This window comes from Burkholderia sp. D-99 (assembly GCF_011605345.1).
In the GTDB taxonomy this organism is placed as follows: domain Bacteria; phylum Pseudomonadota; class Gammaproteobacteria; order Burkholderiales; family Burkholderiaceae; genus Burkholderia.
Map to the genome: position 1 here is coordinate 1 of NZ_JAAOXM010000012.1, position 14,346 is coordinate 14,346.

14 protein-coding genes are annotated in these 14,346 nt (G+C 66.1%); 11 read left to right on the forward strand and 3 right to left on the reverse strand.

Annotation, left to right across the window (positions count from 1 at the left end):
- Positions 1-180 (forward strand): hypothetical protein (locus HAV18_RS39730; protein WP_208102192.1); only part of this gene is annotated, 180 nt, incomplete at its 5' end.
- Between the two features lie 168 nt (positions 181-348).
- On the opposite strand, the gene HAV18_RS30870 is transcribed toward HAV18_RS39730, so the two are convergent.
- On the reverse strand, positions 349-1,620 hold the full coding sequence (locus tag HAV18_RS30870) for an SGNH/GDSL hydrolase family protein (protein WP_166963660.1): 1,272 nt from the start codon (positions 1,618-1,620) through the stop codon (positions 349-351).
- A gap of 199 nt (positions 1,621-1,819) precedes the next feature.
- Here HAV18_RS30870 and paaA point away from each other — a divergent pair, with 199 nt between their 5' ends.
- The 8 genes from paaA to HAV18_RS30910 all read left to right on the forward strand — a co-directional run bounded on the left by paaA (position 1,820) and on the right by HAV18_RS30910 (position 8,102).
- Positions 1,820-2,818, forward strand: a complete 999-nt coding sequence (gene paaA / locus HAV18_RS30875; RefSeq protein WP_166963662.1) for a 1,2-phenylacetyl-CoA epoxidase subunit PaaA — start codon at positions 1,820-1,822, stop codon at positions 2,816-2,818.
- Positions 2,819-2,854: 36 nt separating this feature from the next.
- On the forward strand, positions 2,855-3,139 hold the full coding sequence (gene paaB / locus HAV18_RS30880; RefSeq protein ID WP_034188015.1) for a 1,2-phenylacetyl-CoA epoxidase subunit PaaB: 285 nt from the start codon (positions 2,855-2,857) through the stop codon (positions 3,137-3,139).
- A 10-nt stretch (positions 3,140-3,149) separates the two neighbouring features.
- Entirely contained in the window at positions 3,150-3,953 is an 804-nt protein-coding gene (paaC, locus tag HAV18_RS30885; RefSeq protein ID WP_166963664.1) for a 1,2-phenylacetyl-CoA epoxidase subunit PaaC, read from the forward strand.
- Positions 3,954-3,976: 23 nt separating this feature from the next.
- Complete coding sequence (gene paaD / locus HAV18_RS30890) at positions 3,977-4,540, forward strand: 1,2-phenylacetyl-CoA epoxidase subunit PaaD (RefSeq protein ID WP_166963666.1); 564 nt, start codon at positions 3,977-3,979, stop codon at positions 4,538-4,540.
- A gap of 5 nt (positions 4,541-4,545) precedes the next feature.
- A complete protein-coding gene (paaE, locus tag HAV18_RS30895; RefSeq protein ID WP_166963668.1) occupies positions 4,546-5,634 on the forward strand; it encodes a 1,2-phenylacetyl-CoA epoxidase subunit PaaE in 1,089 nt (362 codons plus the stop codon).
- Between the two features lie 128 nt (positions 5,635-5,762).
- A complete protein-coding gene (locus HAV18_RS30900; RefSeq protein WP_166963670.1) occupies positions 5,763-6,587 on the forward strand; it encodes a DUF1835 domain-containing protein in 825 nt (274 codons plus the stop codon).
- A 16-nt stretch (positions 6,588-6,603) separates the two neighbouring features.
- Positions 6,604-7,209, forward strand: coding sequence for a TetR/AcrR family transcriptional regulator (locus HAV18_RS30905; protein ID WP_011350658.1), 606 nt, complete (start codon positions 6,604-6,606; stop codon positions 7,207-7,209).
- 245 nt (positions 7,210-7,454) lie between these two features.
- Positions 7,455-8,102, forward strand: coding sequence for a GNAT family N-acetyltransferase (locus tag HAV18_RS30910; protein WP_166963672.1), 648 nt, complete (start codon positions 7,455-7,457; stop codon positions 8,100-8,102).
- 61 nt (positions 8,103-8,163) lie between these two features.
- Here the strand turns inward: HAV18_RS30910 and HAV18_RS30915 are convergent, their stop codons facing one another.
- On the reverse strand, positions 8,164-8,688 hold the full coding sequence (locus HAV18_RS30915) for an Lrp/AsnC family transcriptional regulator (RefSeq protein WP_166963674.1): 525 nt from the start codon (positions 8,686-8,688) through the stop codon (positions 8,164-8,166).
- Positions 8,689-8,900: 212 nt separating this feature from the next.
- Here HAV18_RS30915 and hppD point away from each other — a divergent pair, with 212 nt between their 5' ends.
- Positions 8,901-9,998 (forward strand): 4-hydroxyphenylpyruvate dioxygenase, encoded by a 1,098-nt coding sequence (hppD, locus tag HAV18_RS30920; RefSeq protein ID WP_166963676.1) that lies wholly within the window; start codon positions 8,901-8,903, stop codon positions 9,996-9,998.
- Positions 9,999-10,127: 129 nt separating this feature from the next.
- On the opposite strand, the gene HAV18_RS30925 is transcribed toward hppD, so the two are convergent.
- On the reverse strand, positions 10,128-10,322 hold the full coding sequence (locus HAV18_RS30925; RefSeq protein WP_027788593.1) for a hypothetical protein: 195 nt from the start codon (positions 10,320-10,322) through the stop codon (positions 10,128-10,130).
- Positions 10,323-10,652: 330 nt separating this feature from the next.
- On the opposite strand from HAV18_RS30925, the gene HAV18_RS30930 reads away from it, so the two are divergent.
- The gene (locus HAV18_RS30930) at positions 10,653-14,243 is read left to right on the forward strand and encodes an indolepyruvate ferredoxin oxidoreductase family protein (RefSeq protein ID WP_166963678.1); all 3,591 of its coding nucleotides are present in this window, start codon (positions 10,653-10,655) and stop codon (positions 14,241-14,243) included.
- Positions 14,244-14,346: the final 103 nt, after the last annotated feature.

Genomic DNA, 14,346 nt, shown 5'->3' on the forward strand with positions numbered 1-14,346 from the left:
ATTTCAGCAGCAGAGAAGCGAGATTATGAACCGTGTTTCGCAGCTCGTCAACAACTTTTTTACACCATCGTTGCGACTGCGGGGTTCAACTTCCAGGCCAGTTGCGCGCTCCAGACTTCAACAGCACCGCTTCCCTTCTTTCTCCCGCGCCGCGTTTCCGTTAGCGCGAAAGAGGCGTGATTCTAAGCACCCGCCCCCATCTACGCAAGCCCCTTTGTGAAAATATTTTGAAAAAACCCCCGTGCGCTCACGCGCACGGGGGCTTCGGGCTCGACGGGCCAGGCGACGCCGCTGACTTCCAGGTCGCCGGCCACACTTTCCTCTATATATAGAGGCCATGGAGGCGCATCACTTGCCGCCCACTGCAGCCTGCAGTTGCTCGATCGACACCGCGTCGGCCATCGCCGTGTACCCCGCGTCGCTCGGATGAATGCCGTCGCCGCTGTCGTAGCGACGCTGCAGCACACTCGGGCGTGCCGGATCGCGCAGCACCGCATCGAAGTCGACCACACCGTCGAACCCGCTACCACTCCGGATCCACCGGTTCACCTCGAGCCGGATCGCCTCACGCCCCGCCGGCAGCCCGGCCGGTGTGAGCGTCGCGCCGAAGACCTTCACACCCTGAAGGTGCGCCGCGGCAATCAGCCGGCGGTAGCCGTCGATCAGCGACGCGGCAGTGACCTGTGTATGCGGGCTGTCGCAATCGAGGCCCGCGCGCGGCGGCATCGCCGCAAAGTTGATGTCGTTGATCCCGATCAGCACGATCGCCGCCTTTACGCCCGAGCGCGACAGCGCATCGCGCTCGAACCGCGACGCCAGCGACGTGCCGTAGCACGCCGAATCGCTGAGCAGCCGGTTCCCGCTGATACCAAGATTCGCGACGCCAATCGATTCCACGCCGGAGGTGGTCAGCCGACGCGCCAGTGCGTCCGGCCAGCGGCGGTTCCGGTTCATGCTCGAGCGCAGCCCGTCGGTAATCGAATCGCCTATCGCGGCTACGCTGGCGCGCGTGGAACCAGTCTCGACCGCGAGCTCGGTCACCCATGCAAACTGGGTAAAGCGGGTGCGGAACGCGGCAGCACCCGGATCACTCACGTGGTCGCCCGGGACAGACACATAGTTGAACTGGTTCGACACGCGGTGCCAGACCGTCATCCGCTGGTTCGGCCCCATCTGGAGGCTGATCGCATACGGCCGCCCGGCCGCAACCTCGATCGCTACCGGATCGCTTTCGAGTTCCTGGCCCGGCGCAAGCGTCACCGACGCCTTGCCGCCGAACCGGATCGGCACCGCCGCACCGCCGGAGAGCGCCGCGCCTTCGCCGGCGCGCGCGAGGCTCGCCGCCTCGACGACCAGCGGGGAACGTCCGTATGCGTTGCTGACACGGATCCGTGCGGCACGCCCCGACACCGTCGGATAGACGATCTGGCGCACCGCCCGCCCGGCGACGTCGGGCGCGCGATAGAGCGGCGGCGGTGCGGCAAGATCGGGGATCGGCTGCAACGCGGTCGCCCACGCGGCAACCCATCCGGCAGGCGCGGCCGAAGCCGACGCCGCGAGCGGCGATACAAAAACGGCCGCACCCAGCACGGCCGCGGCGATACTGCTTCGGAATGACATCGGCAAGATCCTCGTCGGAAAGCGGGCATTGTGCCGCAGAAGACGTGGGCCCCGCGTGCCGGACAGCCATCACGCCGCACGATCGCGCCCCGACTTCCCTCGTTTACCCGGGTCTCGCCGCAAATCCGCAAGAAATTTATTAACCGACCGGTCGGTTGGTTTATACTTCGCACACATTCAACCGGACGAGAGCCCCGCCATGTACACGCAATCCCTCGACATCCCCGGCAACGTCGCGCCGCTCGACGCCACAGCCGAGTCGCCCGAGCAGGCGCGGTTCGATGCGGTCATGGCCGCTGACGGCAAGATCGAGCCGCAGGACTGGATGCCCGACGCCTATCGCAAGACGCTGGTTCGCCAGATCTCGCAGCACGCGCACTCGGAAGTCGTCGGCATGCTGCCCGAAGGCAACTGGATCTCGCGCGCGCCGAGCCTGAAGCGCAAGGCGATCCTGCTCGCAAAGGTCCAGGACGAAGCCGGCCACGGCCTCTATCTATATAGCGCGGCCGAAACGCTCGGCGTATCGCGCGAATCGCTGATCGACGCGCTGCACGCCGGCAAGGCGAAATACTCGAGCATCTTCAACTACCCGACGCCGACCTGGGCCGACGTCGGCGTGATCGGCTGGCTCGTCGACGGCGCCGCGATCATGAACCAGATCCCGCTGTGCCGCTGCACGTACGGCCCGTACGCGCGCGCAATGATCCGCGTGTGCAAGGAAGAGTCGTTCCACCAGCGCCAGGGTTTCGATGCACTGCTGTCGATGATGAAGGGCACCGACGCGCAGCGCGCGATGGTCCAGCAGGCCGTGGACCGCTGGTGGTGGCCGGTACTGATGATGTTCGGCCCGAGCGACGCCGATTCAGTCCACAGCAGCCAGTCCGCGAAATGGGGCATCAAGCGGATCTCGAACGACGACCTGCGCCAGAAATTCGTCGACGCGACGGTCGACCAGGCGAAGGTGCTCGGCGTAACGCTGCCCGACCCCGACCTGAAGTGGAACGAGGCGCGCGGCCATCACGACTACGGCACGATCGACTGGGACGAATTCTGGCGCGTGGTGAACGGCGACGGCCCGTGCAACAAGGAACGCCTCGCAACCCGCGTGAAAGCACACGACGACGGCGCGTGGGTGCGCGAAGCCGCGCTCGCGCACGAAGCGAAGCGCCAAGCCCGCGCCGAACAGCACGCCGCCTGAGCGGCAACACTCGAATTCAGGAATCAGGAGAAAGTGATGAACAAGGAATGGCCGATCTGGGAAGTGTTCGTGCGCAGCAAGCAGGGCCTCGACCACAAGCATTGCGGCAGCCTGCACGCCGCCGACGCGACGATGGCGCTGCGCATGGCACGCGACGTGTACACGCGCCGCCAGGAAGGTGTGAGCATCTGGGTGGTGCCGTCGTCGGCGATCACCGCGTCGGATCCGAACGAGAAGGCCGAGCTGTTCGAACCGGCGGGCGACAAGATCTACCGTCACCCGACGTTCTACACGCTGCCCGACGAAGTCAACCACATGTAACGCCCGCGCCATGACGATCACGCCCGAACACCTCTCCTACGTGCTGCGCCTCGCGGACAACACGCTGATCCTCGGTCAGCGCAACGCCGAATGGTGCGGCCACGGCCCGATCCTCGAGGAAGACATCGCGCTCACCAACATGAGCCTCGACCTCATCGGCCAGGCGCGCATGCTGTATACGCATGCAGCCGAACTCGAGCGCCAGCTCACCGGCGCCACCAAGACCGAGGACGACTACGCGTACTTCCGCACCGAGCGCGAGTTCGCGAACTTCACGCTCGCCGAGCTGCCGCACTACGGCCCGGTCGCCGGTACCGCGCACGCCGACAAGGACTACGCGGTGACGATCGTGCGCAACTTCCTGTACTCGGCGCTGATGCTTCAGGTGTGGTCCGCACTGGAAACGTCGGCCGACACGCAGCTCGCCGCGATCGCCGCGAAATCGGTGAAGGAAACCCGCTATCACGTGCAGCACGCACGCGAGTGGCTCGTTCGCCTCGGCGACGGCACCGACGAATCGCACCGTCGCGCACAGGACGCGCTCGACTACCTGACGCCGTATACGCGCGAATTCTTCGCCGCCGATGCGATCGACGACGCAGTCGCCGCCGAAGGCATCGCCCCCGCACCGGCCACACTCGAAGCGGCGTGGCGCGCGGACGTGGACGACGCGCTCGCGGAGGCGACGCTCACGCTGCCGGCACCGGTGCAGCATGTGACGACCGGCAAGCAGGGCGAGCACTCGGAACACATGGGCTACCTGCTCGCGGAACTGCAAAGCCTCGCACGCCAGCACCCCGGCGCGACCTGGTAACCCCGACGCCACGGAGCCCGACGATGTCCGTCCAGACCATCGCCCCCACCAACGCCGTGCCCGCCGCGCACCGCGACGATCCGCTGCTCGCCCGCGCATGGGACGTGCTCGAAGCCGTGCCCGATCCGGAGATCCCGGTCGTGTCGATCCGCGAGCTCGGCATCCTGCGCGACGTCCGCCGCGCGGACGACGGCCAGCTCGAGGTCGTGATCACGCCGACCTACTCGGGCTGCCCGGCCATGTCGCAGATCGCCGAGGACATCGCCGCCGCGCTGCAGGCCGCCGACCTGCCGCCGCACCGGATCGAGACGGTGCTCGCACCCGCGTGGACGACCGACTGGATCACGCAGGAAGCGCGCGACAAGCTGCGCGCGTACGGCATCGCGCCGCCGGTCGGCCAGTGCGGCACCGCCGCGCCGCGTGAAAACGTCGTGCGTTTCGTGCCGCGGCCCGTCGCGGCGCCCGCGTGCCCGCGCTGCGGCTCGGCCCGTACCGAGCGTCTCGCGCAATTCGCGTCCACGGCCTGCAAGGCGCTGTATCGCTGCGTCGACTGCCGCGAACCCTTCGACTACTTCAAACCTTATTAATCGATATGGCGACCCCGCAATTTCATCCGCTGCGTATCCGCGACGTGCGGCCCGAGACCGCCGACGCCGTGACCGTCTCCTTCGACGTACCGCCCGAGCTGCGCGACGCGTACCGCTTCACGCAGGGCCAGTTCGTCACGCTGAAGACCCACATCGACGGCGAGGAAACGCGCCGCTCGTACTCGATCTGCGTCGGCACGACGGACTACGACCGTGACGGCGAACTGCGCATCGGCATCAAGCGCGTACGCGGCGGCCGCTTCTCGAACTTCGCGTTCGATTCGCTGAAGCCGGGCCATACGATCGACGTGATGACGCCGGACGGCCGCTTCTTCACGCACCTGAATGCCGACCACGGCAAGCAGTACGTCGCGTTTTCCGGCGGCTCGGGGATCACGCCCGTGCTTGCGATCGTGAAGACGACGCTCGAACTCGAGCCGCGCAGCACGTTCACGCTGATCTACGGCAACCGCAGCGTCGACGCGATCATGTTCGCGGAGGAGCTCGAGGACCTGAAGAACCGCTACATGAACCGCTTCGTCCTGTATCACGTGCTGTCGGACGACCTGCAAGACGTCGAGCTGTTCAACGGCGTGCTCGACCAGGCGAAATGTGCGGAATTCCTCGGCACGCTGACACCGGCCGATGCGATCGACGAGGCGTTCATCTGTGGCCCCGCGCCGATGATGGATGCGGCCGAAGCCGCGCTGAAGGCCGCCGGCGTGCCGCAGGCGAAGTTGCATGTCGAGCGCTTCGGCACGCCGCTGCCGCAGGCCGGTGCGCCGGTCGTCGAAATCACCGACCAGACGCCGGCTGCCGAACTCGAAATCGTGCTCGACGGCAAGAAGCGCAAGCTGCGCCTGCCGTACCAAGGCGTAAGCCTGCTCGACGTCGGCCTGCGCGCCGGCCTCGCGCTTCCGTATGCGTGCAAGGGCGGCGTGTGCTGCACGTGCCGCGCGAAGGTGCTCGAGGGCGAAGTGCGGATGGAGAAGAACTACACGCTCGAGGAGCATGAAGTGAAGGACGGCTTCGTGCTCACGTGCCAGTGCCACCCGATCAGCGACAAGGTCGTCGTGAGCTACGACGAGCGTTGAGCGACGTCGCGTCGCGGCACCGGGCGGTTTCTCGCCGTCACACATCTCGCTTACACTAGGGGCCGCCGGCCGGCTGGACATCGCAACGTCCGCCCGGCCGGCGGTTTTCTTTTGTTGACGACAGGCCGATGAGTACCATTCATGTGATTCAGGGCGGCACCGCTGCCGCGTCGCTGCGCGAGGCACTCGCGCAAGCCGGGCGCGACGAGCACGTCGTCGGATTGCTCGACGATCTCGGTGTCGGGCCGCTCAAGGGCGCCGACGAGACGCCCGACACGCGCGCCGCCTTCTGGCAGCGCGTGCTCGGCGACCAGATTCCCGACTGGAACGCAGAGATCGAAGGCGAGTTCGCGCGCCTCGACCAGCTCGCGATGGAGTCGGGCCAGGTGGTCGTCTGGCATGCGCCGAGCGTCGGCGACAAGCTGCTGCTGCGGCGCGTCGCCTATCACCTGCGCAACGTCCCGCAACGCCTGAACGAAGTGCGGCTGTCGGCCGCCGACCTCGACCCGGCGCAGCGCGCGTCGCTGTCGCGCACCGACCAGGCATGCGCGACCGGCATGTTCTCGCCCGCCGAACTGGCGCGCAAGCGCCCGGTGGCCGCGCCGATCTCGGTGCTGCGCATCGGCCGCCTCGCGCTCGAATGGCAGGAGGCGAAGCACCTGAACGCCGAGCTACGCTACTGGGTCAGCAACACGATCAAGAGCGGCCACTATGGGGATCTCGACGCGCTGATCGTCGCGCGCGCGGAAACCGACTGGCTGCCCGCGCGGCGCCTCGTCGGCAGCATCATGGCCGACGCCGACCGCGGCGGGCTGTTCGTCAGCGACTCGATCGCCTGGTGGCGCTGCCGCGAACTCGCGGCGGCCGGCCGGCTCGAGCTGCAGGACGACACGCCTGACGCCCTCTCCTCCACGCAGGTGCGCGCGGCCCGTGCGGCCACCACGCACCGCTAATCTTCCGCATTCGACCATGGCCCGTACCCGAGCGCCCGACCACGAATCCCAGCGCGAGCAGATCCTCGATCTGGCCGCCGACAAATTCGCGCAGACGAGCTACCCGAGCACGTCGATGTCCGATCTCGCGACCGCGAGCGGCACGTCGAAGGCACGCCTCTATCACTATTACGAGAGCAAGGAAGCGATCCTGTTCGACCTGCTCGACCGCTACACGAAACGGCTGATGCTGATCATTGCCGAGGTCGAAGGCGCGAGCCAGCGGCGTGGCCTCAGCGAACGCGACGCGTTCGCCGAGCTCGTACGCGCGTTCCTCGCCGAATACGAGACATCGCACAGCCGCCACGTCGCGCTGCTCAACGACGTGAAGTATCTCGAGGACGCGCAGCGCGAAATCGTGCTCGACCGCCAGCGCGACATCGTCGCAGCGTTCACGCGACAGCTCGCACGTGCGTACCCGGATCGCATCTCGAAGGAAAACCAGACCTCCGTGACGATGATGGTGTTCGGGATGATCAACTGGACGTTCACCTGGCTGAAGCCCGGCGGCCGCCTCGGCTACCGCGACTTCGCCGAGCAGGTGATCGACCTGATCGAACGCGGGCTGTCGACGGCCGCCTGATTGATGCGCAGCAGCAAGCGTTGCGCGACGGGCACACTGCGACCGCCCGCCGCGCATTTCATATTATGAATTTTAAATCCGTTAAAAATCAAATAGATACGCATTTAACTAAGCAGATTTAGAATTCATCCTCCAGCTTAAACATCGTTAAATACGGGTTTTCCCCAATCCGGGGGCTGACGGTCGGGTAAAATGCTGTTGCATTGCACAACCCGCTTGTGCGGCCACACACTGAGGAACCCACGATGAACACGCAATTCAACGGCCCTGCCGAAGTCGTCGGCACGGTCGGTACTGCGCCGGTTCTCGTCAGGGAACTGGCTTCCAAAGACCGTGAGCAAATGCTCACCCACTTTCTCTCGCTCGACGAAGAGGACCGCCTGCTGCGCTTCGGCCAGATGGTGCCCGACCACGTGATCGAGAACTATGTCCGCACGATCGACTTCGGTCGCGACACCGTGTTCGGCGTGTTCGACCACGACCTCGAACTGATCGGCGTCGGCCACCTGGCCTACCTGCCGGCCGAAGGCGACAAGCGCACGGCCGAATTCGGCGTGTCGGTGCTCGAAAGCGCACGCGGCCGCGGCGTCGGCTCGAAGCTGTTCGAGCGCGCGGCGATCCGCAGCCGCAACACGCGCGTGACGATGCTGTACATGCATTGCCTGTCGCGTAACGCGACGATGATGCACATCGCGAAGAAGTCCGGGATGCGGATCGAGTACGCGTACGGCGAAGCCGATGCGTACCTGTCGCTGCCGCCGGCCGACCACTCGACGATCATCGCCGAGATGCTGCAGGAGCAGGCCGCCGTGTTCGACTACGCGATGAAGCGCCAGGCGCGCCGCACCACGAAGTTCATCGAATCGCTGATGCCCGCCGCCCTCACGGCGTAACGTCGGCCAGCCGGGCCCGCCCTCGAGGCGCGTCCGGCTTCCCCCTCTCCTGTCTCGCGCACTAGCGCACCGAACGAATCGGCAACGCCGTCGTCTCCTTGAAGCATTCGAGCGAAAAGCTCGTCTTCACGTCGATCACCGACGGGTGGTGCAGCAAATGCTCCTGCACGAAGCGGGAGAAATGCGCCATGTCCTCGACCTGCACGCGCAGCAGGTAATCCATGTCCCCCGTCATCGCGTGGCACGCGACCACTTCCGGCCAGGCCTGCACGGCCGCGCGAAACAGCTCCGCATGGGTCGCGCCCGCACGCGCCGACGTTTCGTCGACCCGCACCGGCGCCAGGCCGCCGCGCTTCTCGAGCCGCACGCTCACGTACGCGAGCAGATCGAGCCCGAGCTTCTGCGGATTCAGCAGCGCGACATAGCCGGTGATCACGCCGATCTCCTCGAGCCGCCGGATCCGCCGCAGGCACGGGCTCGGCGACAGGCTCACACGCTCGGCGATCTCCTGGTTCGACAGGCGCCCGTTCTCCTGAAGAATCGCGAGAATCCGCCGGTCGATGGCATCCAATTCGGCTTGCGCCATCTTCTGCCCTCCATTGATTATTTCGAGACTGGAAATTGCGCCATCGTAGATTCGGGCAATCAAGTTCGCAAGTTTACGCTCGCGGCTGCCCGCTACACTCTGTCGCACGTACCGATTCGTCGCGCACGCCGCCGCGTGTGCCACGTTCGACATCGAACCAGGCCGGACATGCGTATGCCGCCCCGGCCGATCGCCCCCACAGGAGACACGCCATGCAGATCCCGAACTGGGACAATCCCGTCGGCACCGACGGCTTCGAATTCATCGAATACACGGCACCGGACCCGAAAGCGCTCGGACAACTGTTCGAACGGATGGGTTTCACCGCGATCGCGCGCCACCGCCACAAGGACGTGACGGTGTACCGCCAGGGCGACATCAACTTCATCATCAACGCCGAACCCGATTCATTCGCACAACGCTTCGCGCGCCTACACGGCCCGTCGATCTGCGCGATCGCGTTCCGCGTGGAGGATGCCGCGAAGGCGTACAAGCACGCGCTGGAACTGGGCGCATGGGGCTTCGACAACAAGACGGGCCCGATGGAGCTGAACATCCCGGCGATCAAGGGCATCGGCGATTCGCTGATCTACTTCGTCGACCGCTGGCGCGGCAAGAACGGCGCGCAGCCGGGCGCAATCGGCGACATCAGCATCTACGACGTCGACTTCGAGCCGATCGCCGGCGCGAACCCGAACCCGGTCGGCCACGGCCTCACCTACATCGACCACCTGACGCACAACGTGCATCGCGGCCGCATGCAGGAATGGGCCGAGTTCTACGAGCGCCTGTTCAACTTCCGCGAAGTGCGCTACTTCGACATCGAAGGCAAGGTGACGGGTGTGAAGTCGAAGGCGATGACGTCGCCGTGCGGCAAGATCCGCATCCCGATCAACGAGGAAGGCTCGGATACGGCCGGCCAGATCCAGGAATACCTCGACGCGTACCACGGCGAAGGCATCCAGCACATCGCGCTCGGCGCGAGCGACATCTACCAGGCGGTCGACGGCCTGCGCAGCAAGGAAGTGAAGCTGCTCGACACGATCGACACGTATTACGAACTGGTCGACCGCCGCGTGCCGGACCACGGCGAATCGCTGGACGAACTGAAGAAGCGCAAGATCCTGATCGACGGCGCGCGCGACGACCTGCTGCTGCAGATCTTCACCGAGAACCAGATCGGGCCGATCTTCTTCGAGATCATCCAGCGCAAGGGCAACCAGGGCTTCGGCGAAGGCAACTTCAAGGCGCTGTTCGAATCGATCGAACTCGACCAGATCCGGCGCGGCGTCGTGCAGGACAAGGCCTGACGCATCCGGCAGGCGGCTGCCGGGGCAACCCGGCACCCCGCCCGATCCGGCGGCACAAAAAAAGGGCGGGAATCCGAGGATTCCCGCCCTTTTTGCATTCCGGCGCGGCCTGCTGGCCGCGCGACCGGATCAACGCGCGTTCGCCTTTGACGCGACGGCACGCTCGGCCGACGGCTGCGCGACGGCGTCCTGGGCCGGCGCGATCTGTTGCATCTGCGCGCCGGCTGCCGCCAGTGCGCTCGCGCCTCGCGCGTGCACCGGGCCGGTCATCGAGAAAAACGCGGCGGACACGATCAGGAAACTCTGGATATGACGTGTGTTCATTGCACCTCCTGTAAAACTGCCGGCGCCTCCCCGATTGCGTCGCAACCAGCCAACGCGACCGGGCACCTCCGGTAGGCCGACAAGATTAACGGCATTTGCCCGCAGATGAACCCTGCCTTACATGCTTTTACATGATGTAACGCATGATTCCGCCCTTTTTTCATGATGCTCCGCGGCAATCTCCCCGCATTCCAACCGATGGGCGGCGGGTTTGCCCCAGTGCTACCATCGCTTAAAACCGGCCAATATGCCGGCCACTGCCGACGCGTCCACAAGACGCCCGAAGCAGTCGAGTTTTGGTGATCCCAAACTGGGTGGAGGAGACAGTTAATGAATGCCCCGCTAGACGCAGGCCAACGCGCGTCCCTAGAAGCCGCGCTGAAGTCCGTCACGCTTGATGACAAATACACACTGGAACGCGGTCGCGCGTACATGAGCGGCATCCAGGCCCTCGTGCGCCTGCCGATGCTCCAGCAGGAACGCGATCGCGCCGCCGGTCTCAATACGGCCGGCTTCATCTCCGGCTATCGCGGTTCGCCGCTCGGCGGCCTCGACCTCTCGCTCTGGAAGGCCAAGCAGCACCTGGCGGCCCACCAGATCGTCTTCCAGCCCGGCCTCAACGAAGATCTCGCCGCCACCGCCGTGTGGGGCTCGCAGCAGGTGAACCTGTACCCCGGCGCGAAGCACGACGGCGTGTTCGGCATGTGGTACGGCAAAGGCCCGGGCGTGGACCGCACCGGCGACGTCTTCAAGCACGCGAACTCGGCCGGCTCGTCGCAGCACGGCGGCGTGCTGGTGCTCGCCGGCGACGACCACGCGGCGAAATCGTCGACGCTCGCGCACCAGTCCGAACACATCTTCAAGGCCTGCGGTCTGCCGGTGCTGTTCCCGTCCAACGTGCAGGAATATCTCGATTTCGGCCTGCACGGCTGGGCGATGAGCCGCTACTCGGGCCTGTGGGTCGCGCTCAAGTGCGTGACGGACGTCGTCGAATCGTCGGCGTCGGTCGACATCGACCCGCATCGCACCGAGATCGTGCTGCCGACCGACTTCATCGTGCCGGAAGGCGGCCTGAACATCCGCTGGCCCGACCCGCCGCTCGTGCAGGAAGCGCGGCTGCTCGACTACAAGTGGTACGCGGCGCTCGCCTATGTGCGCGCGAACAAGCTCGACCGGATCGAGATCGATTCGCCGAGCGCGCGCTTCGGGATCATGACCGGCGGCAAGGCGTACCTCGACGTACGCCAGGCGCTGACCGACCTCGGCCTCGATGACGAAACCTGCTCGCGGATCGGCATCCGGCTCTACAAGGTCGGCTGCGTGTGGCCGCTCGAAGCGCAGGGCGCACAGGCATTCGCGCGCGGCCTCGACGAAATCCTCGTCGTCGAGGAAAAGCGCCAGATCCTCGAATACGCGATCAAGGAAGAGCTGTACAACTGGCCCGACGGCCAGCGGCCGCGCGTGTTCGGCAAGTTCGACGAGAAGGACGGCGCCGGCGGCGAATGGTCGGTGCCGATGGGCAACTGGCTGCTGCCCGCGCACTACGAGCTGTCGCCCGCGATCATCGCAAAGGCGATCGCGACGCGCCTCGAGAAGTTCGAGCTGCCGTCCGACGTGCGCGCGCGCATCGCCGCGCGGCTCGCCGTGATCAACGCGAAGGAAATGGCGCTCGCGAAGCCGCACGTGCAGACCGAGCGCAAGCCGTGGTTCTGCTCGGGCTGCCCGCACAACACGTCGACCAACGTGCCGGAAGGCTCGCGCGCGATCGCCGGCATCGGTTGCCACTACATGACCGTGTGGATGGACCGCAGCACGAGCACCTTCAGCCAGATGGGCGGTGAAGGCGTGCCGTGGATCGGCCAGGCGCCGTTCACGGACGAGAAGCACGTGTTCGCGAACCTCGGCGACGGCACCTACTTCCACTCGGGCCTGCTGGCCGTGCGGGCGGCGATCTCGTCGAAAGCGAACATCACCTACAAGATCCTCTACAACGATGCGGTGGCGATGACGGGCGGCCAGCCGGTCGACGGCGTGCTGACGGTGCCGCAGATCACGCACCAGCTCGCGTCCGAAGGCGCGAAGAAGATCGTGATCGTCACCGACGAGCCGGAGAAGTACGACAGCCAGAAGGCGCTGCTCGCGCCGGGCGTGCCGATCCATCACCGCGACCAGCTCGACGACGTGCAGCGCGAGCTGCGCGAGATCGAAGGCACGACGATCCTGATCTACGACCAGACCTGCGCGACCGAGAAGCGCCGCCGCCGCAAGCGCGGCACGTATCCGGATCCGGCCAAGCGCGTCGTGATCAACGATGCGGTGTGCGAAGGCTGCGGCGACTGCTCGGTGCAGTCGAACTGCCTGTCGGTCGAGCCGCTGGAAACCGAATTCGGCACGAAGCGCCAGATCAACCAGTCGAGCTGCAACAAGGACTTCTCGTGCGTGAAGGGCTTCTGCCCAAGCTTCGTCACGGTCGAGGGCGGCCAGTTGAAGAAGCCGAAGGCCGTGTCGGTCGACGGCAACGCGCTGCCGCCGATCCCTGAACCGACGCTGCCGGACATCGACCGCGCATACGGTGTGCTCGTCACGGGCGTGGGCGGCACGGGCGTCGTCACGATCGGCGCGCTGCTCGGGATGGCCGCGCACCTGGAAAACAAGGGCGTGACCGTGCTCGACGTCACCGGCCTCGCACAGAAGGGCGGCGCCGTGATGAGCCACGTGCAGATCTCGCACGCACCGACCGACATCCATGCGACGCGGATCGCGATGGGCGAAGCCGATCTCGTGATCGGCTGCGACGCGATCGTCACGGCCGGCGACGAGTGCACGTCGCGGATGCGGCACGACACGACACGCGTGGTCGTCAACAGCGCGCAGACGCCGACCGCCGAGTTCATCAAGAACCCGAACTGGGCGTTCCCGGGCCTGTCCGCCGAGAACGACATCCGCGCGGCGGCGGGTGAAGCCGTCGATTTCATCGACGCGAACCGCTTCGCGGTCGCGCTGCTCGGTGACGCGATCTACACGAACCCGTTCGTGCTCGGCTACGCGTGGCAAAAAGGCTGGCTGCCGCTCACGCTCGCGTCGCTCGTCCGCGCGATCGAGCTGAATGCGGTATCGGTCGAGAAGAACCGTGCGGCATTCGACTGGGGTCGCCGCGCCGCGTACGACCTGGCGAGCGTGAAGCAGGCCGCGGCCGGCGACGCGCGCCCCGTGCAAGGCGCCACGGTGATCGCACTGCACACGAAGAAGGCGGTCGACGCACTGATCGCGAAGCGCGTGGAATTCCTCACCGCGTACCAGAACGCCGCGTATGCAGCGCGCTATGCGGCGTTCGTCGACAAGGTGCGCGCGGCCGAGCGTGCACTCGCAGACGGCGACACGATGCAGGAGCAGCTGACTGAAGCAGTCGCACGCAACCTGTTCAAGCTGATGGCGTACAAGGACGAATACGAGGTCGCGCGGCTGCAGTCCGATCCGGCGTTCCTCGCGCGCCTGACCGCGCAGTTTGAAGGCGACTGGAAGCTGAAATTCCACCTCGCGCCGCCGCTGTTCGCGAAGACGGATGCACACGGCCATCTCGTGAAGAAGGCGTACGGCCCGTGGATGATGACGGCGTTCCGCTGGCTCGCGAAGGCGAAGTTCCTGCGCGGCACGGGGCTCGACCCGTTCGGCCGCACCGAGGAACGCCGCTCCGAGCGCGCGCTGATCGGCGAGTACGAAGCGCTGATCGACGAGGTGATGGCCAAGCTGAACGCGGCCAACCGTCCGCTCGCCCTCGAGCTGGCGGCGCTGCCGGACGGCATTCGCGGCTACGGCCACGTGAAGGAGAACAACCTGCGCGCGGTACGCCAGAAGTGGAACACGCTGCTCGCGAAGTGGCGGGCGCCGGCAGGCGGCCAGTCGCACCAGCAGGTCGCGTAACGGTACGCGGCGGGCATTTGCGGTTCGAACGCCCGCCACACGCTGCCGACGGCTCACCTCACGGCAATAAAAAAACGCCACGGAACGCAGGTTCCGTGGCGTT